Below are 22,104 nucleotides of genomic sequence, written 5' to 3' on the forward strand. Positions count from 1 at the left end.
CGGCGCATCCATGAGAAGGCCCGCAGTGATGCGGGCCTTTTTTTGCCTGTCGATTACTCCCCGACAATCCGGTACACACGCTCCTCCAGCCGCGTAACACCGGCCTGCACGAACTTCCAGCTATCACCGAGTACGTCCTGTTCTTCCAGCATCTCGACACGCCATGCACTGCCCAACAATCGCTGCACTTCGGCATCGTCTACGGAAAATGGCGGCCCGGGCATCTGCGACTGATCGTAATCCAGCGTCACCAACAGCCCGCGGCATTTCGGCAAAAGACCCTGCAAGTGCGCCGCATAACGCTCGCGCATCGCTGGCGGCAAGGCAATCACCGCCGCCCGGTCATACAACGCGGTGCAACCCGCCACGTCAGCCGCCGTCAGCGAGAAGAAATCCCCGCACCACAATTCGATCGCTCCGGCGCTATATGCCTTGAAGTCGCCCTGCTCGCTCACCTGCGGCTGCAATTGCTGCTCAAGGAAAAAGTCTTCCACGGCTTTCTCCGACAGCTCGACGCCGAGCACCCGATGCCCACGCCCGGCCAACCACAGCAGATCCAGGCTTTTCCCGCACAACGGCACCAGCACACGCGCCTGCGCCGGGATCGCAAGATCGGGCCAGTGCCGCTGCAAATACGGGTTCACCTCAGGCTGGTGAAAGCCGATCTGATTGGATTCCCACTTCTTGTGCCAAAACTCCGGCTGCATGCATCCTCCCAAGAATTCGATCAAAAGGCGTTAAAACTTATATTGGAATTAGATCAATGAACTGACTGAAGATGAGCCATCTTAACGCTCAGGAACCCTTCCATGTTTCCCAGCCTGTTTATCTCTCACGGCTCGCCCATGCTGGCGCTGGAGCCCGGCGCAAGCGGCCCGGCGCTGGCGCGACTGGCAGCCGAACTGCCACGCCCGAAAGCCATTGTCATCGTTTCCGCTCATTGGGAAAGTCATGAACTGCTGGTCAGCGGCCATGCGCAACCGGAAACCTGGCACGACTTCGGGGGTTTCCCCCGCGCGCTGTTTGAAGTGCAGTATCCCGCACCGGGCAATCCGCAACTGGCTAGCGAGGTCGCCGACCTGCTGACCGCCAACAACCTGCCGGCACGCCTCGATCCGCAACGACCGTTCGATCACGGCGTTTGGGTGCCACTGTCGCTGATGTACCCACAGGCCGACATCCCGGTGGTTCAGGTTTCCCTGCCCAGCCGTGGCGGCCCGGCGCTGCAGAACCGAGTCGGCCAGGCGCTCGCCAGTCTGCGCGATCAAGGCATTTTGTTGATTGGCTCCGGCAGCATCACCCACAACCTGCGGGAACTGGACTGGCACGCCGGCCCGGAAAGCGTCGAGCCGTGGGCCCGGGACTTCCGCGACTGGATAGTCGACAAGCTGGCTGCCAATGACGAAGCCGCCTTGCACGATTACCGCCAGCAAGCACCGAACGCCGTGCGCAACCATCCAAGTGACGAACACTTGTTACCACTGTACTTCGCCCGAGGCGCCGGCGGTGATTTCAGCATCGCCCATCAAGGCTTCACCATGGGTGCGCTGGGCATGGACATCTACCGCTTCGGCTGATGCCCAAATCGCAGGCAAAAAAAATCCCCGAACCAGTCGGGGATTTTTTATGTTCGATCAATCAGCCCAAGGGCGGATCAATCTTCGCGGTAGCGACGCAGTTTCAGCTGCTTGCCGGCAACGCGAGTGTCCTTCAGCTTGGTCAGGAGTTTGTCCAGACCATCTTCCGGCAGCTCGACGAGGCTGAAGCTGTCACGCACCTGGATGCGACCGATGGCTTCACGTGCCAGACCACCTTCGTTGAGGATGGCGCCCAGCAGGTTTTTCGCCGCGATACCGTCACGCGCGCCCAGCGCGGTACGGCAACGGGCACGGCCTTCGCCCAGCGGCATCGGAGCACGACGCTCGCGATCACCACGGTCCGGACGGTCACCGGAACGCTCAGGACGGTCGCCACGTGGCGCGCTGTTTGGCACCAGTGGACGTTCCTTCTCGATCGCTGCCAGGTTCAGCGCCTGACCATTGGTGGCCTTGCGCAGCAGAGCGGCAGCCAGGGCACGCGGGGTGCAACCGATGTCGGCGGTCAGGCGATCCAGCAGATCACCGTGAGTCGATTCGGCGTCAGCCACCAGCGGCGACAGGCTGTTGGTCAGTTTCTTGATGCGGGCATCGAGAACGGCCTGAGCGTCCGGCAGACGCACTTCGGCAACTTTCTGACCGGTCACACGCTCGATTACCTGCAGCATGCGGCGCTCACGCGGGGTCACCAACAGCAGCGCGCGGCCTTCGCGACCGGCACGGCCGGTACGGCCGATACGGTGCACGTAGGATTCCGGATCGTACGGCATGTCCACGTTGAATACGTGGGTGATACGCGGAACGTCCAGACCACGGGCGGCAACGTCGGTCGCTACAACGATGTCCAGACGGCCATCTTTCAGCGAGTCGATCACGCGCTCACGCTGGTTCTGGGCGATGTCGCCGTTCAACGCAGCGGCTTTGTAGCCTTTGGCGTCGAGGGCGCTGGCCAGATCCAGGGTCGCTTGCTTGGTGCGTACGAACATGATCAGAGCGTCGAAATCTTCCACTTCCAGCAAGCTGAGAACGGCAGAAGTCTTCTGGTCAGCGTGAACCAACAGGTGAGCCTGTTCGATCGCGGTAACGGTCTGGGTCTTGCTCTGGATCTTCACGTGCTTTGGATCGCGCAGGTGACGCTCGGCGATGGCACGGATCGATTGCGGCAGGGTCGCCGAGAACAATACGGTCTGACGGGTTTCCGGCATGGCCTTGAAGATGACTTCGAGGTCGTCCATGAAGCCCAGTTTGAGCATTTCGTCTGCTTCGTCGAGAACCAGGTGATTCACGGTCTGCAGTACTTTTTCGTCGCGACGCAGGTGGTCGCACAGACGGCCCGGAGTGGCGACAACGATCTGTGCGCCATTACGGATTGCTTTCAATTGTGGGCCCATCGGCGCGCCGCCGTAGACAGCCACAACAGTCACGCCCGGCATTTGCTTGGCGTAGGTTTCGAAAGCGGTTGCAACTTGCAGCGCCAACTCACGAGTTGGGGCCAGGATCAGAGCTTGCGGCTCGCGCTTGGACGGATCAATGCGGTGCAGGATAGGCAGGGCAAAGGCAGCGGTTTTACCGGTACCGGTTTGCGCCTGACCAATCATATCGTGACCGGCGAGGATGATCGGGATCGACTGCTGCTGAATGGCCGAAGGCTCTTCATAGCCGGTAGCGACTACTGCAGCGACAATATTGGGATGAAGTTCAAGAGCGGCGAAGCCGCCGATTTCCTGGGTCATGGGTCTGCCTCTAAGTGCATCCGCAAAGACCCATGCTCCAAAGCTGCACATGCCGTGTTGAGACTCAAGAGTCGCCCTGGCAGCTTTGTCGGCGGGGATTTGCGAAAACGAATGAATGAAAAAGAATCGTCAAGGAAGAGCCCGCAGTGCGGACGTGCAGCCGAAGCTGACTTCGGGGAATTGCGCTACCTAAACGCGGCCCGGTTAAAGGCCGGCGCGCACTATACCGGAATTTGCCCGAAAAGGGAGCTTTTTTTATCGGTGAAATACAGTTGTCACCGCTGTGTAACGGGGTTTTGCGGATAATCGGGCAAAGGTCTACTTTTCAAAGACCCCGGCCCTGCGGGCGATGGCGCTTAAACGATTCACCGACGTGCGGCATCTGGTCGCTGCACCCTTTCTTCCCCTGCGAGGAAACACCCATGAATCAGCCCTGCCCCGGCCGCGTTAGCCGTGCGCGTCACGGTCACGTGCATTTGATCGGCCTGGACCGCGCCGCCAAGCGCAATGCCTTCGACCTAGACCTGCTCAACGACCTGGCCCTGGCCTACGGCGAATTCGAGGCCGACAGTGACGCACGGGTGGCGGTGGTGTTCGGGCATGGCGAGCATTTCACCGCCGGGCTCGATCTGGTCAACGCCAGTTCCGCCCTCGCCCAAGGCTGGCAGGTGCCGCCCGGTGGTTGCGATCCCTGGGGTGTGTTCGTCGGGCCTCGGGTCAGCAAACCGGTGATCGTCGCTGCGCAGGGTTATTGCCTGACCATCGGTATCGAGCTGATGCTCGCCGCTGACATCAATCTGTGCGCCAGCAACACCCGCTTCGCCCAGATGGAAGTGCAGCGTGGGATCTTTCCGTTCGGCGGCGCGACGTTGCGCTTCCATCAGATTGCAGGTTGGGGCAACGCGATGCGCTGGCTGCTGACCGGTGACGAATTCGATGCCCATGACGCCTTGCGCCTGGGATTGGTGCAGGAAGTCATGGCCAGCGAGGATCTGCTGCCGCGCGCCATCGAACTGGCCGAACGGATTGCCCGGCAGGCGCCGCTTGGCGTGCAGGCGACGCTGATGTCGGCGCGTCAGGCGCGCTATGAAGGCGAGACTGCGGCGGCTAAAAGCTTGCCGCCGCTGGTGAAGAAGTTGCTGGCCACTGAAGACGCCAAGGAAGGTGTGCGCTCGCTGGTGGAGCGGCGACCCGGTGTCTTCAAAGGGATCTGAAATGGGTAGTGGTCATAGCGCCGCCTTCGCGGGCAAGCCCGCTCCCACAGGACAAGCATCGGACAAGAAATGTGTGAACGACACGATCAGTGTGGGAGCGGGCTTGGTCCGGGCGGCGATCCGACGAAGAGGCCATCACTGACAACTCAAGTCGCCGGACGAATAGCCTTGATCAACGTCTGCAACGAGTAGCCCAGCTTCGGCGCCAGCGCTTCAGCCCGGGCAGTAAGCGCCTGCATGTCCAGCGCCTGATCAAGATCCGCCGGCACGATCAGAATCACGTTGCCCTCCTTCACCGGCAGTTCCCAGTAATGCCGGTGATAGAGCCCGCGCAGCAGCGCCGCGCCCAAGGGTTTGCCGTCATCGGTGGCCCATTGGTTGATCACCAGCCAGCCACCGGGATTCAGACGTTTCTGACAATCGCCAAGGAAATTCCACGCAAGGTGTCCGGCGCCGGGGCCGACATCGGTGTAAAGGTCGACGAAGATCAGGTCAGCCGGCTCGGCGGTCGGCAGCAGTTCAAGGGCATCACCGACGCGGATGTACAGCCGAGGATCGTCATCCAGCCCGAGGTATTCGATAGCCAGACGCGGTACGTCCGGGCGCAGTTCGATAGCTTCGACATCTTCCAGCGGCAGGAACTTGAGGCAGGCCTGGGTCAGCGTTCCCGCGCCCAAACCGAGAAACAGCGCGCTCTCCGGTTGCTCATGGCACAACGCGCCAATCAGCATCGCCCGGGTGTAGTCGTATTCCAGCCAGCTCGGGTCGGCGGTAAACACGCAGCTTTGCTCGATCGCATCGCCGAACTCCAGAAAGCGGTAGTCGGCCACTTCCAGCACGCGAATCACGCCGAACTCATCCTGTACCTCGGCGAGCAACAGCTCGACGCGCTCCTCAGTCATTTCGTCTCCTGGTGGTCACCGGGCGCGGTGACGCGATGGCACCGCTGTTGTGCCGTGGCAAAGCGGCGATTGTCGGCGAAGCGACGGGAACAGGTCACGCACTAAATTGCTGCTAACATGGCCGTCCGTGCGTAGAACCTTAGAGACCGTGATGAGCCAACCCTGGAGCCCTGACAGCTGGCGCGCCCTGCCGATCCAGCAACAACCCCAATACCCCGACGCCGCGCATCTGCGCCAGGTCGAGCAGACGCTGGCCAGCTATCCGCCGCTGGTGTTTGCCGGCGAAGCGCGCGAGCTGCGTCGCCAGTTTGCCGAAGTCACTCAGGGCCGGGCGTTCCTGCTGCAGGGCGGCGACTGCGCGGAAAGCTTTGCCGAATTCTCCGCCGCCAAGATTCGCGACACCTTTAAAGTGTTGCTGCAAATGGCGATCGTCATGACCTTCGCCGCCGGTTGCCCGGTGGTAAAGGTCGGGCGCATGGCTGGTCAATTCGCCAAGCCGCGCTCGGCCAATGACGAGACCATCGACGGCGTGACCCTGCCGGCCTACCGGGGCGACATCGTCAACGGCATCGGCTTCGACTCGGCCAGCCGCGTACCGGACCCGGAGCGTCTGCTGCAGTCCTATCACCAATCCACCGCCACCCTCAACCTGCTGCGCGCCTTCGCCCAGGGCGGTTTTGCCGACCTGCATCAGGTGCACAAGTGGAACCTGGACTTCATCGCCAACTCGGCGCTAGCCGAGAAGTACAGCCACCTCGCCGACCGCATCGATGAAACCCTGGCGTTCATGCGCGCCTGCGGCATGGACAGCTCGCCGCAACTGCGCGAAACCAGTTTCTTCACCGCCCACGAAGCCCTGCTGCTGAACTACGAAGAAGCCTTCGTGCGCCGCGACAGCCTGACCAACGATTACTACGATTGCTCGGCGCACATGCTGTGGATCGGCGACCGCACCCGTCAGCTCGACGGCGCCCACGTCGAATTCCTGCGCGGGGTGAACAATCCGATCGGCGTCAAAGTCGGCCCGAGCATGAACCCCGACGACCTGATCCGCCTGATCGACGTGCTCAACCCGGACAACGATCCGGGCCGCCTCAACCTGATCGCACGGATGGGCGCGAACAAAGTCGGCGATCACCTGCCGGCGCTGATCCGCGCGGTGCAGCGCGAAGGCAAGCAGGTGCTGTGGAGCTCCGACCCGATGCACGGCAACACCATCAAGGCCAGCAGCGGCTACAAGACTCGCGACTTCGCGCAGATCCTTGGCGAGGTGAAGCAGTTCTTCCAGGTTCACGAGGCTGAAGGCAGCTACGCTGGCGGCATCCACATCGAGATGACCGGGCAGAACGTCACCGAGTGCATCGGTGGCGCGCGGCCGATCACTGAAGATGGTTTGTCGGATCGCTATCACACCCACTGCGACCCGCGGATGAATGCCGATCAGTCGCTGGAACTGGCGTTTTTGATCGCCGAAACGCTGAAGCAGGTTCGTCGCTAAGGTTCGATACCTCTAGCGTCTGAATTGGCCTATTCGCGGGCAAGCCCGCTCCCACAGAGTTTGTGTCGTACGCAATTTATGTATACGACGCGTTACTTGTGGGAGCCGGGCTTGCCCGCGATGACGTCCGCTCAGCCGCCGCAAACTTCGGCCAATGCCACCCGAAGCCGCCCTGCACTTTTCCGCTGACAATTGAGCTGCACCTGCTCAAGCCCCAACCAGTCCGCCATGCGCCGCAAGTTCAGCGCCAGCGCCAGCATCCCCGCGTCATCCAGCCCCGTTTCTTCCTCGTGCACCGCATGCACTGCCAACCGCCCCGCCGCCCGTTCGGCGCGCAGATCAACCCGCGCAGCAATCCGCTCGTTGTGCAGGAACGGCAGCACGTAATAGCCGTAGACCCGCTTGTCCTGCGGCGTGTAAATCTCCAGCCGATAGCGGAAGTCGAACAGCCGCTCGGTGCGACTGCGCTCCCAGATCAGTGAATCAAACGGTGACAGCAATGCACTGGCCTCAACCTTGCGCGGGATTTTCGGCTCGGGCAGGCAATAAGCGATCTGGCGCCAACCAGCGACTTCGCAGGTCAGCAGTTGTCCGTCCTCGACCAGTTCGGCCAGACGCGGGCGGGCATCGGAAGGATTCAGTCGGAAGTAATCACGCAGGTCTTTTTCCGTGCCAACACCCAGCGCCTGCGCTGCATGCAGCAGCAAACCGCGTTGCGCCTCGGCTTCATCGGGCAATGGCTGTTGCAGCACGGAAGCCGGAATCACCCGCTCCGGCAAGTCATACAATCGCTCGAAACCACGGCGCCCGGCCACAGTGACTTCGCCAGCGGCGAACAACCATTCCAGCGCATGTTTTTCCGCGCTCCAGTCCCACCACGGTCCGGCCTTTTCCTCGCGGGTTGACAGGCTGCCGGCGCCCAATGCGCCCTGCTCCTCGACCGACGCCAGCACTCGGCGAATGGTGTCCTGTTGCTCGCGGCCGAATCGCGCCAGTTGCTGATAAATGTCTTCACCGCGTTTGGCCCGCTGCATGCGCCAGCCCATCAACGGGTACATCGACAGCGGCAATAACGACGCTTCATGGCCCCAGTATTCGAACAGCGAACGACGTCGCCCCGAACTCCAGGCAGCCTGGTCGAGCAAGTCAGCAGAATAGGAACCGAGACGGGAGAACAGCGGCAGGTAGTGCGAGCGCACCACGGCGTTGACGGAGTCGATCTGCAACAGGCCGAGGCGTTCGATCAGCCGGTTGACGTGCATCGCCTTGACAGCCGGCGGCTGGCGCCCGTGAAACCCTTGGGCAGCCAGTGCCAGACGTCGAGCCTGTTTAAGGGAAAAGGACAATGTCGCGGGCATGTGTTCCTCCATGTCTGCTCGCAACCTACCTCACCTGAAAGTGGTTTGTGTAGCGATAGCCTCATCATTTATGCATCGGATCATCCCAGAACGGCCGCACCGACTCATGTTCGACATCGGCCCGGCTGACCCCGATGTCCTTCAACGCTTCGTCGCTCAGACTGGCGAGCAACTCGCGTTCGCGGTGAAGTTCGTACCAGCGGCTAAACTTGTGCAGCAGATCGGATACCACGTGGATCGAATGCCCGGCTTCGGTTACATACTCTTTCTGACCTTTCATCGTGTTGCCCTCCGTTAGGGATGGCTCAAGTCTCTGCCTGAGGCTACGATCAATCCAACGAATGTTTCTGATGATTGCCATCTCGGAGATTGATGAATTGTCGGCCTACCCCAGTATCGATACCGATGTCCTGCGCACCTTCGTCGCGATTGCCGATCAGGGCGGTTTTACCCGCGCCGGCGAAATGGTCAACCGCACCCAGTCGGCGGTGAGCATGCAGATGAAGCGTCTGGAAGAGGACGTGTTGCAGCGCCAGTTGTTCGAACGCGACGGGCGTCAGGTGCGCCTCACCGCCGAAGGGCAGGTGTTGCTCGGCTACGCGCGGCGCATCCTGAAGTTGCACAGTGAAGTGTTCAACACCCTGCGCGAGCCGCATATGGTCGGCACGGTGCGGATCGGTACGCCGGATGATTATGTGATGCGGTTTCTGCCGGGGATCCTGTCGCGCTTCGCCCAGTTCTATCCGCTGATCCAGATCGAAGTGCATTGCGAGTCGACCAAACAGTTGCTGCAACGCACGGACCTGGATTTGTCGATCGTCACCCGCGAGCCGGGCAACGAGATTGGCCAACTGCTGCGCAAGGAGCGTTTCGTCTGGGCCGAGGCGCAGAACTTCAGCGCCCACGAGCAGACGCCGTTGCCGCTGGCGATGTTCAACAGTGATTGCTTCTGCCGCCTGTGGGCCTGCAACGCGCTGGACGCCATGGGCCGCGAATACCGGATCGCCTACAACAGCACCAGCCTGTCGGCGTTGATGGCGGTGGTGAGCGCGGGTCTGGCGATTACCGCGCAACTGGAAAGCCTGATCACCCCGGACCTGCGCATTCTCGGGGCCGCCGAAGATCTGCCGCTGTTGCCCGAGGCCAGCATCATGCTGATCCGCAACCTCAACAATCCGTCGCCGATTACCGAATGCCTGGCCGAGCACATCGTCGAGGGCTTCAAACTTTAAAGGCGAGCATCACCGCTGACAGCACCAGGAACCCGCAGAACAGCCCACGCAGGAGTTTTTCCGGCATCGCGTGGGCTACTTTCACGCCCCAGCTGATGCTGGCCAGACCGCCGATGGCCAGCGGCAGACCGATCATCCAGTCCACTTCGTGGTGCACGGCGTACGTCACCAGCGTAACGCCGGTGCTCGGCAACGCCAATGCCAGCGACAGTCCCTGAGCGACCACCTGAGTGGTGCCGAACAGGCTGGTCAATACCGGCGTCGCCACCACCGCCCCGCCGACACCGAACAAACCGCCCATGGCGCCCGACGCTGCGCCGAGCACGCCCAGCCATGGCCACGAATAACGCATCTCGGAAGTCGCCGCCGGGCGCGCGCCAAACATGCGCAACAGGTTATAGGCCGACAACGCCACGAGGAATGCGACAAAGCCGATGCGCATGGTTTGCGCATCGATGCCCACGGCCCAGATCGAGCCGATCCACGCAAAGCAGAATCCCATCACCGCCAGAGGCAACGCATGGCGGAGTTCGATGCGATTGCGTTGGTGATAACGCCACAGCGCCAGCATCACGTTCGGCACCACCATCACCAGCGCCGTGCCTTGGGCGATCTGCTGATCGAGCCCGAACCACACGCCCAGCAGCGGAATGGCGATCAAGCCGCCACCGATGCCGAATATCCCGCCCAAAGTGCCGAGGGCGGCGCCAAATACCAGGTACAGCATAAAATCGATCACAGCGGCATTCCTCATACGTCAGTCAGCGCATCGTACGCAGTCGGTGCTGGCACGGAAACGCATAGCAACGCACAATGGCTTTGCCAAATTCGCATAGGCGCTGAGCTGATCAATGAACCCCAATCAATTGACCGAACAACTCGGACTGTTCCTCGATGTGCTGGAGAGCGGCAGTTTTTCTGCTGCTTCGCGCCGACATCCGCTGACGCCCTCGGCCGTTGCCCGGCGCATCGACAGTCTGGAAAGCGCTGTCGGCAGCCAGTTGTTTATCCGTAGCACTCATGCGGTGCGCGCCACGCCGGCCGGCCTTGCATTTGCCGAACGGGCGCGGCGAATCGTTGCCGAGCTGCAGCTGGCCCGCGCCGAAGCGGTGTCCCTGAGCAGCGCACCCGAAGGCTTGATTCGGGTGGATGCGCCGGCAGCCTTCGGGCGGCGGCATCTCGCACCGGTGATTGCCGATTTTCTGGTGCTGTATCCGGGACTCGACGTGCAACTGCACCTGATAGACAGCTTCGTCGACATGGACGGATCGAACCTGGGCAAGGTCGATCTGGTGCTGCGTGCCGGACAGATGGCCGACACCCGCCTGGTGGCCACGCCATTGGCGAGCATCGTGCGCATTGCCTGCGCCAGCCCCGACTACCTGAAGCGTCGGGGCGTGCCGGGCGAGCCCGCGCAATTGAGCGAGCATGACGGCCTCGATTGGGACGGCCTCGCCCCACCTTTCGCCTGGCGCTTCGAGCAAAACGGGCAGATGCAATTGCACCGCCCGGCACGGGTGCGCATGAGCGCCAACAACGCCGAGGCTTTGGTCTGCGGCGCACTGGCGGGGCTTGGGATTGCGCATCTGCCGACCTGGCTGGCCAGCGAATACCTGTTGCGTGGCGAGTTGCTGCCGCTGTTCTGTGAAAATGGCCTGCCAACACCGGAAAGCGCCGGCATTTACGCGCTGCGGCTGCAACAGCAGGCCAGCTCCCGCAGCCGCCTGTTGCTGGAATACCTCAAGACCCGGTTCAGCCCAGTGCCGCCGTGGGATCTGGCCCTGCAACGAGAGTTGGGCCGGCACTGACCGATTCGCCACCGGGCACAATTGTCTGGCGCATTAAAGATTCGAGCGCTAGATTCATCGGTATCACCGTTCAAGGCACCGACATGACCAACGACCGCGACACCTCCGATCACTGCGAAGACCTGCTGCTCGATAATCAGGCCTGCTTCGCCCTGCATTCCACTTCGCTGATGATGACCAAGGTCTACAAGCCACTGCTGCAAGCACTTGGCCTGACCTATCCGCAATACCTGGCGATGATGGTTTTGTGGGAGAAGGATGGTTTGACTGTCGGAGAAATCAGTACGCGCCTGCTGACCGATCCGGGCTCGCTGACCCCGCTGCTCAAGCGTCTTGAGGGTGAAGGTTTGCTGAGCCGTACGCGAAGCCGTGAGGATGAGCGGGTAGTGATCGTTGAACTGACTGCCCAGGGACGCGCCTTGAAAGACAAGGCCCGGACCGTTCCACAATGCATCCTTGGTGCCAGTGGCTTCACGCTGGAGCGTCTGCAAAACCTGCAAGCCGAGTTGCAGGCCTTACGGGGTCATTTGCAGGACAGCCTCGCTTAAGACCTTCCCTTCCCTACGGGTGCAGCCTTGCGCCTGTAGGCGAATCGCCCCTTCCCGGCTTACCCCCGAAAAAATTTTTCCTCTCGTTTAATTTAAAAAAAATCTTATATATCAAAAACTTGAGATCACGACCCCCCCCTGATCCAAGTGCCGATTCCCGATCTTTTCAAAAATTTATCTTGCGCGCTAAATATTGGCGCAGTACATTTACCTCGCACCTAGTTAGCGCGCAAGCAATTAGCGCAACAAATCACACTTAATGAGGCTCACACCATGCAAACTCTCTACACCGCAATCGCAACTTCCACCGGCGGCCGTGACGGTCGTGCGATCTCCAGCGACAACATCCTCGACGTCAAACTGGCCACCCCGAAAGAACTCGGCGGTGCCGGCGGCGCGGCTACCAATCCTGAGCAACTGTTTGCCGCCGGCTACTCGGCCTGCTTCATCGGCGCGCTGAAATTCGTTGCCAGCCAGACCAAACGCAAAATCCCGGACGACGCATCGATCACTGCTCACGTCGGCATCGGTCAGATTCCTGGCGGTTTCGGTCTGGACATCGACCTGCACATCAGCCTGCCGGGCCTGGAACAGGCTGACGCACAAAGCCTGGTCGACGCAGCCCACCAGGTCTGCCCGTACTCCAACGCCACTCGCGGCAACGTCGATGTGCGTCTGCACGTCACCGTGTAATTACTGACACTCAGGCCCGTACAGGAAATGAACATGAACACTTTCAGCAAAGTCTTGACCGGTACCCTTCTCGCCCTGTCCGTTCACAGCGCATTCGCCGGGGAGGTTGAACACAACACCCAGGCGTTCCTCGATGTGCTGAATGCCGGCACCGGTAAACCGATGGAGCAGATGACACCCAAAGATGCCCGCGCCGTGCTGACGGGCGCGCAGTCCGGGGTCAAACTGACGCTGCCAAAAGCGGACGTCAGCGAGAAGACCATCCAGGTCGATGGCCAACCGTTGAGCCTGACCATCGTCCGGCCGGCCGGGGTCAAGGGCGAGCTGCCGGTGTTCATGTTCTTCCACGGCGGCGGCTGGGTGCTGGGGGATTTCCCGACCCATGAACGTCTGGTGCGGGATCTGGTGGTCGGTTCGGGTGCGGCGGCGGTGTTCGTCAACTACACCCCTTCGCCGGAAGCGCATTACCCGGTGGCGATCAACCAGGCTTACGCCGCGACTAAATGGGTGGCCGAACACGGCAAAGAGATCAACGTCGACGGCAAGCGTCTGGCGGTGGCGGGCAACAGCGTTGGCGGCAACATGGCGGCAGTCGTCGCCTTGATGGCCAAAGACAAAGGCACCCCGGCGATCAAATTCCAGGTGCTGCTGTGGCCGGTGACCGATGCCAATTTCGACACCGGTTCGTATAACCAGTACGCCGAGGGGCACTTCCTCACCCGCAACATGATGAAGTGGTTCTGGGACAACTACACCACCGACGCCAACCAGCGGAACGAGATCTACGCCTCGCCACTGCGGGCAACCACCGCGCAATTGAAAGGTCTGCCACCCGCGCTGGTGCAGACTGCGGGGGCTGACGTGCTGCGTGACGAAGGTGAAGCCTACGCCCGCAAACTCGACGAAGCCGGCGTGCCGGTGACCTCGGTGCGCTACAACGGCATGATCCATGACTACGGTTTGCTCAACGTGGTCAGCCAGGTGCCGGCAGTGCGTTCGGCGATGCTGCAGGCCTCGGAAGAACTGAAGCAGCACCTGAAGAAATAATTTTCATCAGGCACAAAAAAGCCCGACTCGATGGTCGGGCTTTTTCTTTCCGCAAAAAGCAGCGCTTATTTGGCACGGCCTTTGTAGGAACCGCCTTCGCGGGTATCGATCTCGATCATGTCGCCGATTTCGATGAAGTCAGCAACCGACAGCTCGGTACCGTTCTTCAGTTTGGCAGGCTTCATCACCTTGCCGGAAGTGTCGCCGCGAGCGGAACCTTCGGTGTAGTCAACCTGACGCACGATGGTGGTCGGCAGCTCTACGGAAACCAGACGCTCTTCGAAGAACACGGCTTCGCAAACGTCGGTCATGCCTTCTTCAACGAAAGGCAGAACGCTTTCGATGTCTTCGGCGTTCAGCTCGTACATGGTGTAGTCGGTGGTGTCCATGAACGTGTAGGTGTCGCCGCTGATGAAGGACAGGGTCGCTTCTTTGCGGTCGAGGATCACGTCGTCCAGCTTGTCGTCCGCACCGTAAACGGTTTCGGTCTTGTAACCGGTCAGCAGGTTCTTCAGCTTGGTCTTCATGATCGCGCTGTTACGGCCCGACTTGGTGAATTCAGCTTTCTGAACCAGCCAAGGATCGTTGTCGATACGGATCACTGTACCGGGTTTGAGTTCTTTACCAGTTTTCATTGCGAATATCCGAATTTGGATGGGATTTACAAAAATCTAGGCCGCGTATCATATCCAATTTCGGTAAAACTGTACCAGCGCCGTCGCAAGATCCGCCTGCAAGGCCTGTTCCAGACACCACGCGTGGGCATTTTCCTGCAGTTCGGGCCAGTGTTTGCGGGCCTCAAGCCAGTGGTCGCCGATCGGCTGCCCAGCACTCCAGGCTCGCCAGAGACCGTTCATCGCCTCGGCAGCGGCGGGCGAAAGGCCTTTTGTGTAGAGCGCAAGGAAGGCATCGAGCTTGTCGAGATGGATGTCCTCGTCCTGCTGATAGATGTGCCACAGCATCGGCCGGCCTGCCCACTGTGCCCGGACGAACGAGTCCTCACCGCGCACAGCGTTGAAATCGCAGCACCAGAGCAATTGATCGTATTGATCCTGACGGACGAACGGCAGCACCTGCACGGTCAGGGACCGGCGCACATGCAATGCCCCGACCGCCAGCGACTCGACGCCTAGCCAGCGTGCGACGTCCCCGAGAATTCGTCCATCCGGCACCAGCAGATGCGTCGGCGTCGAATCAGCAGCGAGCACATCCAGCCAACTGGCCAGTCCGGCGTTTTCGTAGGCAAACAACGAGATCAGTTGCGCACCGGGCGCAGGAACGATCGCCAATCCCTGCAGGAATTGTCTCTGCGCTTCGGGATTCTGCTGAAACTGCTGACGCCGCTCAAGCAATCCGCTTTCACGCAATAACCCGCCAGTGCCTGCCTGGAACCCCGGGAAGAAAAAGATCTTCTGCACGGACTTGTACTTCACCGAAGGCAGACCGTGGCAACCGACCACCCAGTCTTCGGCGCTGAGATAATCGAGGTTCATCCACAATGGCGGCGTTTCCCGCTCGGCCATGGCATCCATGTAAGTGCTCGGCAATTGGCAGGCGAACGCGGCGATCACCACGTCGGCCGCTTCCGCGTCCTGCCATTCTGCCGGCCAGTGCCGGACTTCGACGCCCTGCTGCCATTGTTGATCAAGGGCAATGTCGATTTCGGGGCAAATGCGTTCGAAAGCGCGCAGATCATCGACCCACAACCGCACAGCCAGGCCATGCTCGCTCACCAGTTGCCGGGCCAGGCGCCATGTCACGCCGATGTCGCCGTAGTTATCGACGACCGTACAAAAAATGTCCCAGCGGGTGTTCAGTTCCGGCATTCAAGACTCCCGTTGGCAAAAGCGCCGATTGTCCGCATAAATGTCTCCTTGCAGAAGAGCCGACGGCAATTAATCTTCGTGCGACAATCGCCACTCGCCCGCATTCATCCGCCAGGAGGCAGCCATGCCCTATCGTCCCAACCCGCGTCGCCCCTTGCCTGTTCAGCTTAGCGCGCTGCAATTGACCGGCAGCATTGCGCTGGGTCTGTGGCTGGGTTTTCTGGCCATCGTGCTGACTTGCTGGCTCGCCTCATTACTCTTCAGCCGTCAGTTGCAGCCGGTGGCGGAAGCGGTGCAACAACTGAGCAAGCCTCCGGTAGCCGCCCAGCCGCTGCCAGAACCTGAGCCACAAAACCGCCTGTTCGAGCAATACGAAGAAAACCTGCGCAAGAACGAACAGCAGGCGCGCCTGGATCAGGCTCGTGGCAGCACACGTAATCTGTCGAACCCCAAATGCCAGTTCTGGCTGCAACAGGATCAGACGGCTCCGAGCGAAAAAAGCCGCGCCAACGTCCTGCAATTCTGCGATTGATCATGAATAAACAGACGGTTCACCAACTGATTCTCGACAAGTTGCGCGTCGACCTCGACATTGCCGAACGCGCCGCGCAAACCGCTTACGAAACCGCGACCCACGAAGAGAACATCGCCGAAAACAAGTACGACACCCTGGGACTCGAGGCGTCTTATCTGGCAGCCGGGCAAGCAAAACGGGTCGAGGAAATTCGTCAGTCAATGGCGCTGTGCCAGAACCTGACGCTGCGCCCGTATGACGATCAGCGAGGGATTGAAATCGGCGCCCTGCTCGGTCTGGAAGACGAAAAGGGTCGCGAGCAATGGCTGTTTCTGGCGCCGGATGCGGCGGGCCTGAAAGTCGACGTGGTGGGTCAGCCGATTACCGTCATCACCCCGCGCTCGCCGCTGGGCAAAAGCCTGCTGGGCAAGTTCGAGGGTGACGAGGTGGAGATTCTGGTGGCGGGCACCCGGCAACAGTTTGCTGTCACCGAGGTGCTCTGAGGCAGGGTCTTAGTGGACCGGCAGTTCGACGCCGTCGAACAGCTCTTCCAGCTCCTGCTTGTTGTGGCACTGGATGGCTTTGGCCATGACTTCGCGGGTCAGGTGCGGGGCGAACTTCTCGATGAAGTCGCACATGAAGCCGCGCAGGAAAGTGCCGCGACGGAAACCGATTTTGGTGATGCTCGACTCGAACAGCTCGCTGGCATCCAGCACCACCAGATCGTTATCCAGTTTGGTGTCGACCGCCATTTTCGCCACGATGCCGACACCCAGACCCAGACGCACGTAAGTTTTGATCACGTCGGCGTCGGCGGCGGTGAACACCACTTTCGGCGTCAGGCCGCGATGACTGAAAGCTTCATCGAGTTTCGAACGACCGGTGAAACCGAATACATAGGTCACGATCGGGTATTCGGCCAGCGCTTCGAGGGTCAGCTTCGGCAGTTTGGTCAGCGGGTGGCCCTGAGGTACGACCACACAACGGTTCCAGCGGTAGCACGGCATCATCACCAGATCGCCGAACAGCTCCAGTGCTTCGGTGGCGATGGCGAAATCGACGGTGCCGTCAGCGGCCATCTCGGCGATCTGCATCGGCGAACCCTGGTGCATGTGCAGCGCCACGTCCGGGTATTGCTTGATGAAGTTGCTGATCACCGGCGGCAGTGCATAACGCGCCTGGGTGTGGGTGGTGGCGATCGACAGGGTGCCCTTCTTCTCGTTGGAGAATTCCTGGGCGATCTGCTTGATGCTTTCGACCTTGCGCAGAATCTCACCGGCGGTGGTGATGATGCGCTCGCCGGCCGGAGTGACGCGGGTCAGGTGCTTGCCGCTACGGGCGAACACTTCGACGCCCAGTTCGTCTTCCAGCAGACGGATTTGTTTACTGATGCCCGGTTGCGAGGTGTAGAGGCTTTGGGCTGTAGCGGAAACGTTGAGGTCGTGGTGCGCCACTTCCCAGATGTAGCGCAATTGTTGAAGCTTCATATGAATCCCTCAAAGCAGGTAGACGCCACGGGCATCAGCGACGGTATATAACTATATTAATGGTTTGAAGAATAAATCTAGAACTTTTTTATCAAAGTGCCATTATTCCTGCTTCAGCGATCCTCCCGACGCCGGCGCTCCACCAGCGGCACCAGATAAACCGGCACCTTGGACAATTGCAGCAGCCGGGCCGCCGTTCGCCCCAGAGGTGTTTCCGCCCCGACCCCGTGGCTGTGACTTCCTACGATCAGCAAATCGACAGAGAGTTTCTGTACCTGATCGAGAATCACCTGGGACGGATCACCCTGCAGCACCCGCACCGCGCGTATCCGCTGCAGGTCCTGCTCGCCCTCGTCCCCCAGTTCTTCACGAAAACTGTCGAGCACCCGTTGCTCGATATTGGCGATGACGGTTTTCAGACCCTGACTGTGAAATTCGTTCAACGCCTGTTCGTCGAGATAGCTCTGCAACACCGATTCGGCAAACAGCCCCATGGGTTCCACCGCGTGCACCACGTACAGATCGGCATTGAACGTTCGCGCCATCGCCAGGGCATGCTGCATCACTAACGGTGCGTACAGACCGAGGTCAGTGGCATACAGCATCGAACGAATCATATGACCTCCTTGCGCTCCAACATGGCGGAGATTTGATTCAGCTTAGCAGTGCCTTGGCGAGTACGACGTGCGACGCAACGTCTTGAACCACGTGGGCTTCAGACCGCCGGCTCGTTGCTGATGCCGTGAGGCACGTGACCGGTCGCCACGACTTCCCGGGCCAGCTCGCAGTGGCCGGCCTGATCGTCGAAAAACACGTCGGCGGCGAAGGCTTCGAGGAACGCCGATTTGGTCAGGCCTCCGAGGAACAGCGATTCGTCCAGACGAATGTCCCATTCGCGCAAGGTGCGGATCACCCGTTCGTGGGCCGGAGCCGAACGCGCGGTGACCAGGGCGGTGCGGATCGGGCACTCCTCATCGGAGAACTCGCGCTGCAACAGATTGAGCGCCGCAAGAAAGCCCTTGAACGGCCCGCCGCGCAACGGTTCGCGAGCGGATTCACGCTCCTTGGCCTGGAAAGCTTCGAGGCCACCGGATTGATAGACGCGCTCCGACTCGTCAGAAAACAGCACCGCGTCACCGTCGAAGGCGATGCGCAATTCATCGCTGGCCGCGCGACTGGCGCCGCCGGACAGAATGGTCGCCGCTGCAAAACCGGCATCCAGCGCAGCGCGCACATCTTCGGCGTGGGTGGAGAGAAACAGGTCGCAACCAAAAGCCTTCAGGTACGGATAAGGACTGCGCCCGCCGACGAATGCGGCGCGAGAGATGGCCAGACCGTAATGACCAATAGAGTTGAAAACGCGCAGGCCGGTATCGGCGCTGTTGCGCGACACCAGAATCACCTCGACCCGGGCGCGGCCGAGGCGACTGTTGAGGTTGAGCAGTTTTTCCACCAGCGGAAAGGCATCGCCCGGCGCGAGGATTTCGTCTTCGTGATCGATCTGATATTGCCGGTAGGCTTCCACGCCACTCGACTCATACACCTTGTGGCTTTCGCTCAGGTCGAACAGGGCACGGGACGAGATCGCCAGCACCAGTTTGTCATCGATGTTCTTGGCCATGCCTTTCCCCCAGTGCGACCGGTTTAAATGTTACGCCGGTCGATAAAGCTCAATGTGCGATACAACGATTCGATTCGCGGCAACTCGCAGCCTGCCGCTTTTGCCGCCGCCAGAGGACGAGCGTAGATCGCCTCCAGCTCCAGCGGTCGTTTGTGCAAAAAGTCGTGGTACATGCTGGGCCAATAGTCGGGCATTTTCTCGGTCATCATGAACAGGTATTCGGCGTAACCGGGCGGCATGTCGTGACCGCAGGCCTTGGCGCCCTGCACCACTTCAGCCATCAGCGCCTGGATCAAGGCGCGGCTGTCAGTGTCGGCCATCAACGGCGTGGTGCTGGCACCGAGCAACACCGAAAGCCCGTTGTAGGGAATGTTCCACACCAGTTTCTGCCAGCGCGCCTGATGCAGGTTCGGCATCGCCTGGGAGTCGAGACCGGCGGCCCGGAACAGGCCGGCGCCCTCCTCGACGATCGCCATGCGCGCCGCCTCATCCGGTGCCGGGCCGCTGTGATAACCGACGTTCACCGCCCCCAGCGCCTGGTGGGTGATCTGCCCTGGCCCTTCGCGGTGGACGCAGATCAGGCACAAACCGCCCAGCAAATGCAGGGAATCGGGCAGCAACGCCCGCAAGCTGTCTTCGACGTCGAGGCCGTTTTGCAGCACCAGCACTTTCGCGTCGGGTTTCGCCGCCTGAATGATCGACGGCGCCAGCCCGGCATTGCTGGTGGTCTTGGCGCCGACCAGCAGCCAGTCGCAGGGCGGCATGTCTTCTGCCGACGAATAGGCCTGCACCGGGTTCAGCGTCAATGCGCCATGCACGGCACTGTCCACCTGCAAGCCGCGCTCGGCGACGGCGGAAAATTCACTGCGCAACAAAAAATGCACATCGAATCCGGCCCGGGCCAGCATCACCCCGTAGAACCCTCCGATGGCGCCGGTGCCGATAATCCCCACCACCGGTTTGTTCACTGCTCCCATCACGGCAACTCCTCTGCAATTCGACCCAGCGCCTGCGCCACGGCTGCGTTCAGCTCATCGGCATTCAGGCGCGTGTGCACTGCCCCAAAGAACTCGCCGTTGCGCACCACAAAGAGCGCCGGCAAATGAAAGACCTGATAACGCTCGACCAGTCCGCCGTTGTCGCCGGCATCGATCCAGCACACGCGATCGACGGCCAGATCGAGCCCCGGCAACACTTCGCGGGCATAGCGGCAACTGGCGCAGCCGACACTGGTGAAGATCACCAGCGAAACGCCGTTCATCGCCAGCAGCCGTTGGTCGGCGTCAAAATCGGTCAGCTGCGATTCGACCACTATACTGGGGAAACAATGTCAAATGGCCGACACAGGGAGTCTGTGCTCATGGGACGGTTTATTCCTCATCCGGATGATGTGCCCGTTGAATTGACCTTGCTCACACCGGAGTGTATTTCGCGTCAACGGCTGCACACTATCAGCCTCGGCGGCATCGCTTGCAATTACCACCGTGCCTGGCGCCATGGCACCGCCTTGCAGGTGCGCATGCCGACCCTCAACGCCGACATCTGTTATCCGGGCTACGTGGCCTGGTGCCTGCGACGTAAAAAAGGCTATCTGGTGGGCATCGCCTTCACCGACGAACAGACGCTGTTCAGCGCGCGAATGGGTGAACAGGTGTGTCAGATCGAACGCTATTGCCGACTCAACGATACCCACGACGATCTCCAGGATATTCAGGCCCTGGCCCTGCAATGGGTCGAACAACACGCCGACGAGTTCTCTCACGACACCGTTCGCAAGGCTTTCGCGCAACCTGTGCTGGACTGAACAGTTACTTGCCCATTGTCTAGCAGGCGCCTAACGCGATAAGGTTCCGCTCCCCGACGCGCTTAAATCTGCTGTGCTCCGTCCGCCGCGCGGGGATCGCTGGCGGCCGGCACCCGTGACCTGACGAGTAAACGATGGCTGATTTACCGATCAACGACCTGAACGTCGCCTCCAACGAGACCCTGATCACTCCCGATCAGCTCAAGCGTGATATCCCATTGAGCGACGCTGCCCTGCGCACCGTCACCAAGGGTCGCGAAGTCATCCGCAACATTCTTGATGGCACCGACCATCGTCTGTTCGTGGTGATCGGCCCCTGCTCGATCCACGACATCAAAGCTGCCCACGAATATGCCGATCGCCTGAAGGTGCTGGCGGCAGAAGTCTCGGACACCCTGTATCTGGTCATGCGCGTGTATTTCGAAAAGCCACGGACCACCGTCGGCTGGAAAGGCCTGATCAACGACCCGTACCTGGATGACTCGTTCAAGATTCAGGACGGTCTGCACATCGGTCGCCAGTTGCTGCTGGACTTGGCCGAAAAAGGCCTGCCGACCGCGACCGAAGCCCTCGACCCGATCTCCCCGCAGTACCTGCAGGACCTGATCAGCTGGTCGGCCATCGGCGCACGCACCACCGAATCCCAGACTCACCGCGAGATGGCTTCCGGCCTGTCCTCAGCGGTCGGCTTCAAGAACGGCACCGACGGCGGCCTGACCGTGGCGATCAACGCCTTGCAGTCGGTCTCCAGCCCGCACCGCTTCCTGGGTATCAACCAGGAAGGTGGCGTGTCGATCGTCACTACCAAAGGCAACGCCTACGGTCACGTGGTGCTGCGTGGCGGTAACGGCAAGCCGAACTACGATTCGGTCAGCGTCGCCCTGTGCGAGCAGGCGCTGAACAAGGCGAAGATCAAGCCGAACATCATGGTCGACTGCAGCCACGCCAACTCCAACAAGGATCCGGCCCTGCAACCGCTGGTGATGGAGAACGTTGCCAACCAGATCCTCGAAGGCAACCAGTCGATCATCGGCCTGATGGTCGAAAGTCACCTGAACTGGGGCTGCCAGGCGATCCCGAAAGACCTCGCCGACCTGCAATACGGCGTGTCGATCACCGATGCCTGCATCGACTGGTCCGCTACCGAAAACACCTTGCGCAGCATGCACGCCAAGCTCAAGGATGTACTGCCGAAACGTCAGCGCGGCTGACAGCCGTTTCGCA

Annotated in this window: 25 protein-coding genes; 12 read left to right on the forward strand and 13 right to left on the reverse strand. The window is 60.7% G+C overall.

Going from position 1 to position 22,104, the window contains the following annotated elements; all coding sequences use genetic code 11:
• Positions 1–53 precede the first annotated feature (53 nt).
• A complete protein-coding gene (locus tag CAF63_RS03450) occupies positions 54–707 on the reverse strand; it encodes a thiopurine S-methyltransferase (RefSeq protein WP_085683421.1) in 654 nt (217 codons plus the stop codon).
• A 102-nt stretch (positions 708–809) separates the two neighbouring features.
• Between CAF63_RS03450 and CAF63_RS03455 the strand changes: the two genes are divergently transcribed.
• On the forward strand, positions 810–1,577 hold the full coding sequence (locus CAF63_RS03455) for a class III extradiol ring-cleavage dioxygenase (RefSeq protein ID WP_085683422.1): 768 nt from the start codon (positions 810–812) through the stop codon (positions 1,575–1,577).
• Positions 1,578–1,654: 77 nt separating this feature from the next.
• On the opposite strand, the gene CAF63_RS03460 is transcribed toward CAF63_RS03455, so the two are convergent.
• Positions 1,655–3,328 carry a DEAD/DEAH box helicase gene (locus CAF63_RS03460; protein ID WP_007955707.1) on the reverse strand — a complete coding sequence of 558 codons (1,674 nt, stop codon included), beginning with the start codon at positions 3,326–3,328 and terminating at the stop codon, positions 1,655–1,657.
• Between the two features lie 422 nt (positions 3,329–3,750).
• On the opposite strand from CAF63_RS03460, the gene CAF63_RS03470 reads away from it, so the two are divergent.
• The gene (locus CAF63_RS03470) at positions 3,751–4,542 is read left to right on the forward strand and encodes a crotonase/enoyl-CoA hydratase family protein (protein ID WP_085683423.1); all 792 of its coding nucleotides are present in this window, start codon (positions 3,751–3,753) and stop codon (positions 4,540–4,542) included.
• A 146-nt stretch (positions 4,543–4,688) separates the two neighbouring features.
• On the opposite strand, the gene CAF63_RS03475 is transcribed toward CAF63_RS03470, so the two are convergent.
• Positions 4,689–5,444, reverse strand: coding sequence for a spermidine synthase (locus CAF63_RS03475; protein ID WP_085683424.1), 756 nt, complete (start codon positions 5,442–5,444; stop codon positions 4,689–4,691).
• A 151-nt stretch (positions 5,445–5,595) separates the two neighbouring features.
• Between CAF63_RS03475 and CAF63_RS03480 the strand changes: the two genes are divergently transcribed.
• Positions 5,596–6,942 (forward strand): class II 3-deoxy-7-phosphoheptulonate synthase, encoded by a 1,347-nt coding sequence (locus tag CAF63_RS03480; RefSeq protein ID WP_064383296.1) that lies wholly within the window; start codon positions 5,596–5,598, stop codon positions 6,940–6,942.
• A gap of 131 nt (positions 6,943–7,073) precedes the next feature.
• Here CAF63_RS03480 and CAF63_RS03485 read toward each other — a convergent pair whose 3' ends face one another.
• Positions 7,074–8,300, reverse strand: a complete 1,227-nt coding sequence (locus CAF63_RS03485; RefSeq protein WP_085683425.1) for a winged helix-turn-helix domain-containing protein — start codon at positions 8,298–8,300, stop codon at positions 7,074–7,076.
• Between the two features lie 64 nt (positions 8,301–8,364).
• Positions 8,365–8,580 (reverse strand): DUF1127 domain-containing protein, encoded by a 216-nt coding sequence (locus CAF63_RS03490; RefSeq protein WP_085683426.1) that lies wholly within the window; start codon positions 8,578–8,580, stop codon positions 8,365–8,367.
• 97 nt (positions 8,581–8,677) lie between these two features.
• Here CAF63_RS03490 and CAF63_RS03495 point away from each other — a divergent pair, with 97 nt between their 5' ends.
• Positions 8,678–9,532, forward strand: a complete 855-nt coding sequence (locus tag CAF63_RS03495) for a LysR substrate-binding domain-containing protein (RefSeq protein ID WP_007955701.1) — start codon at positions 8,678–8,680, stop codon at positions 9,530–9,532.
• Here the strand turns inward: CAF63_RS03495 and CAF63_RS03500 are convergent.
• Positions 9,522–10,286, reverse strand: coding sequence for a sulfite exporter TauE/SafE family protein (locus CAF63_RS03500; RefSeq protein ID WP_371807388.1), 765 nt, complete (start codon positions 10,284–10,286; stop codon positions 9,522–9,524). The two genes, CAF63_RS03495 and CAF63_RS03500, sit on opposite strands and share 11 nt — an antisense overlap.
• Positions 10,287–10,383: 97 nt before the next feature.
• On the opposite strand from CAF63_RS03500, the gene CAF63_RS03505 reads away from it, so the two are divergent.
• From CAF63_RS03505 to CAF63_RS03520, 4 genes are all read left to right on the forward strand, one after another.
• Complete coding sequence (locus CAF63_RS03505) at positions 10,384–11,340, forward strand: LysR family transcriptional regulator (RefSeq protein WP_085683429.1); 957 nt, start codon at positions 10,384–10,386, stop codon at positions 11,338–11,340.
• Positions 11,341–11,423: 83 nt separating this feature from the next.
• Positions 11,424–11,888: a MarR family winged helix-turn-helix transcriptional regulator gene (locus CAF63_RS03510; protein ID WP_085683430.1), complete on the forward strand. Its 465-nt coding sequence runs from the start codon at positions 11,424–11,426 to the stop codon at positions 11,886–11,888.
• A 273-nt stretch (positions 11,889–12,161) separates the two neighbouring features.
• Positions 12,162–12,581: an organic hydroperoxide resistance protein gene (locus tag CAF63_RS03515; RefSeq protein WP_034155242.1), complete on the forward strand. Its 420-nt coding sequence runs from the start codon at positions 12,162–12,164 to the stop codon at positions 12,579–12,581.
• 33 nt (positions 12,582–12,614) lie between these two features.
• Positions 12,615–13,628: an alpha/beta hydrolase gene (locus CAF63_RS03520; protein ID WP_085683431.1), complete on the forward strand. Its 1,014-nt coding sequence runs from the start codon at positions 12,615–12,617 to the stop codon at positions 13,626–13,628.
• A 65-nt stretch (positions 13,629–13,693) separates the two neighbouring features.
• On the opposite strand, the gene CAF63_RS03525 is transcribed toward CAF63_RS03520, so the two are convergent.
• Positions 13,694–14,263 (reverse strand): elongation factor P, encoded by a 570-nt coding sequence (locus CAF63_RS03525; protein ID WP_003226785.1) that lies wholly within the window; start codon positions 14,261–14,263, stop codon positions 13,694–13,696.
• A gap of 48 nt (positions 14,264–14,311) precedes the next feature.
• Entirely contained in the window at positions 14,312–15,454 is a 1,143-nt protein-coding gene (gene earP, locus CAF63_RS03530; RefSeq protein WP_085683432.1) for an elongation factor P maturation arginine rhamnosyltransferase EarP, read from the reverse strand.
• Between the two features lie 124 nt (positions 15,455–15,578).
• Between earP and CAF63_RS03535 the strand changes: the two genes are divergently transcribed.
• Both CAF63_RS03535 and CAF63_RS03540 read left to right on the forward strand, forming a co-directional pair.
• Positions 15,579–15,986, forward strand: coding sequence for a hypothetical protein (locus CAF63_RS03535; RefSeq protein ID WP_085683433.1), 408 nt, complete (start codon positions 15,579–15,581; stop codon positions 15,984–15,986).
• Between the two features lie 2 nt (positions 15,987–15,988).
• Complete coding sequence (locus tag CAF63_RS03540) at positions 15,989–16,471, forward strand: GreA/GreB family elongation factor (RefSeq protein WP_085683434.1); 483 nt, start codon at positions 15,989–15,991, stop codon at positions 16,469–16,471.
• A 9-nt stretch (positions 16,472–16,480) separates the two neighbouring features.
• On the opposite strand, the gene cysB is transcribed toward CAF63_RS03540, so the two are convergent.
• From cysB to CAF63_RS03565, 5 genes are all read right to left on the reverse strand, one after another.
• Entirely contained in the window at positions 16,481–17,455 is a 975-nt protein-coding gene (gene cysB, locus CAF63_RS03545; protein ID WP_007908591.1) for an HTH-type transcriptional regulator CysB, read from the reverse strand.
• Between the two features lie 113 nt (positions 17,456–17,568).
• Complete coding sequence (locus CAF63_RS03550; protein WP_007955683.1) at positions 17,569–18,072, reverse strand: universal stress protein; 504 nt, start codon at positions 18,070–18,072, stop codon at positions 17,569–17,571.
• A 98-nt stretch (positions 18,073–18,170) separates the two neighbouring features.
• Entirely contained in the window at positions 18,171–19,076 is a 906-nt protein-coding gene (locus CAF63_RS03555) for a 5'-nucleotidase (RefSeq protein WP_007955682.1), read from the reverse strand.
• 23 nt (positions 19,077–19,099) lie between these two features.
• On the reverse strand, positions 19,100–20,056 hold the full coding sequence (locus tag CAF63_RS03560) for a putative 2-dehydropantoate 2-reductase (protein ID WP_178081259.1): 957 nt from the start codon (positions 20,054–20,056) through the stop codon (positions 19,100–19,102).
• On the reverse strand, positions 20,053–20,388 hold the full coding sequence (locus CAF63_RS03565) for a co-chaperone YbbN (RefSeq protein ID WP_085683436.1): 336 nt from the start codon (positions 20,386–20,388) through the stop codon (positions 20,053–20,055). The genes CAF63_RS03560 and CAF63_RS03565 overlap by 4 nt, the downstream gene beginning before the upstream one ends.
• A 48-nt stretch (positions 20,389–20,436) precedes the next feature.
• Here CAF63_RS03565 and CAF63_RS03570 point away from each other — a divergent pair, with 48 nt between their 5' ends.
• Both CAF63_RS03570 and CAF63_RS03575 read left to right on the forward strand, forming a co-directional pair.
• Positions 20,437–20,880: a PilZ domain-containing protein gene (locus tag CAF63_RS03570; RefSeq protein WP_085683437.1), complete on the forward strand. Its 444-nt coding sequence runs from the start codon at positions 20,437–20,439 to the stop codon at positions 20,878–20,880.
• A 134-nt stretch (positions 20,881–21,014) separates the two neighbouring features.
• Positions 21,015–22,091, forward strand: coding sequence for a 3-deoxy-7-phosphoheptulonate synthase (locus CAF63_RS03575; protein ID WP_011335309.1), 1,077 nt, complete (start codon positions 21,015–21,017; stop codon positions 22,089–22,091).
• The last annotated feature ends 13 nt before the right edge of the window (positions 22,092–22,104 follow it).

Source organism: Pseudomonas sp. B20(2017), from assembly GCF_002113125.1.
Classification (GTDB): Bacteria; Pseudomonadota; Gammaproteobacteria; order Pseudomonadales; family Pseudomonadaceae; genus Aquipseudomonas.

Excerpts from the sequence above, each read along its gene's own strand:
- CAF63_RS03450 (WP_085683421.1), bottom strand. The coding sequence starts at position 707 with ATGCAGCCGGAGTTTTGGCACAAGAAGTGGGAATCCAATCAGATCGGC.
- CAF63_RS03455 (WP_085683422.1), top strand. The coding sequence starts at position 810 with ATGTTTCCCAGCCTGTTTATCTCTCACGGCTCGCCCATGCTGGCGCTG.
- CAF63_RS03460 (WP_007955707.1), bottom strand. The coding sequence starts at position 3,328 with ATGACCCAGGAAATCGGCGGCTTCGCCGCTCTTGAACTTCATCCCAAT.
- CAF63_RS03470 (WP_085683423.1), top strand. The coding sequence starts at position 3,751 with ATGAATCAGCCCTGCCCCGGCCGCGTTAGCCGTGCGCGTCACGGTCAC.
- CAF63_RS03475 (WP_085683424.1), bottom strand. The coding sequence starts at position 5,444 with ATGACTGAGGAGCGCGTCGAGCTGTTGCTCGCCGAGGTACAGGATGAG.
- CAF63_RS03480 (WP_064383296.1), top strand. The coding sequence starts at position 5,596 with ATGAGCCAACCCTGGAGCCCTGACAGCTGGCGCGCCCTGCCGATCCAG.
- CAF63_RS03485 (WP_085683425.1), bottom strand. The coding sequence starts at position 8,300 with ATGCCCGCGACATTGTCCTTTTCCCTTAAACAGGCTCGACGTCTGGCA.
- CAF63_RS03490 (WP_085683426.1), bottom strand. The coding sequence starts at position 8,580 with ATGAAAGGTCAGAAAGAGTATGTAACCGAAGCCGGGCATTCGATCCAC.
- CAF63_RS03500 (WP_371807388.1), bottom strand. The coding sequence starts at position 10,286 with ATGAGGAATGCCGCTGTGATCGATTTTATGCTGTACCTGGTATTTGGC.
- CAF63_RS03505 (WP_085683429.1), top strand. The coding sequence starts at position 10,384 with ATGAACCCCAATCAATTGACCGAACAACTCGGACTGTTCCTCGATGTG.
- CAF63_RS03510 (WP_085683430.1), top strand. The coding sequence starts at position 11,424 with ATGACCAACGACCGCGACACCTCCGATCACTGCGAAGACCTGCTGCTC.
- CAF63_RS03515 (WP_034155242.1), top strand. The coding sequence starts at position 12,162 with ATGCAAACTCTCTACACCGCAATCGCAACTTCCACCGGCGGCCGTGAC.
- CAF63_RS03520 (WP_085683431.1), top strand. The coding sequence starts at position 12,615 with ATGAACACTTTCAGCAAAGTCTTGACCGGTACCCTTCTCGCCCTGTCC.
- CAF63_RS03525 (WP_003226785.1), bottom strand. The coding sequence starts at position 14,263 with ATGAAAACTGGTAAAGAACTCAAACCCGGTACAGTGATCCGTATCGAC.
- earP (WP_085683432.1), bottom strand. The coding sequence starts at position 15,454 with ATGCCGGAACTGAACACCCGCTGGGACATTTTTTGTACGGTCGTCGAT.
- CAF63_RS03535 (WP_085683433.1), top strand. The coding sequence starts at position 15,579 with ATGCCCTATCGTCCCAACCCGCGTCGCCCCTTGCCTGTTCAGCTTAGC.
- CAF63_RS03540 (WP_085683434.1), top strand. The coding sequence starts at position 15,989 with ATGAATAAACAGACGGTTCACCAACTGATTCTCGACAAGTTGCGCGTC.
- cysB (WP_007908591.1), bottom strand. The coding sequence starts at position 17,455 with ATGAAGCTTCAACAATTGCGCTACATCTGGGAAGTGGCGCACCACGAC.
- CAF63_RS03550 (WP_007955683.1), bottom strand. The coding sequence starts at position 18,072 with ATGATTCGTTCGATGCTGTATGCCACTGACCTCGGTCTGTACGCACCG.
- CAF63_RS03555 (WP_007955682.1), bottom strand. The coding sequence starts at position 19,076 with ATGGCCAAGAACATCGATGACAAACTGGTGCTGGCGATCTCGTCCCGT.
- CAF63_RS03570 (WP_085683437.1), top strand. The coding sequence starts at position 20,437 with ATGGGACGGTTTATTCCTCATCCGGATGATGTGCCCGTTGAATTGACC.
- CAF63_RS03575 (WP_011335309.1), top strand. The coding sequence starts at position 21,015 with ATGGCTGATTTACCGATCAACGACCTGAACGTCGCCTCCAACGAGACC.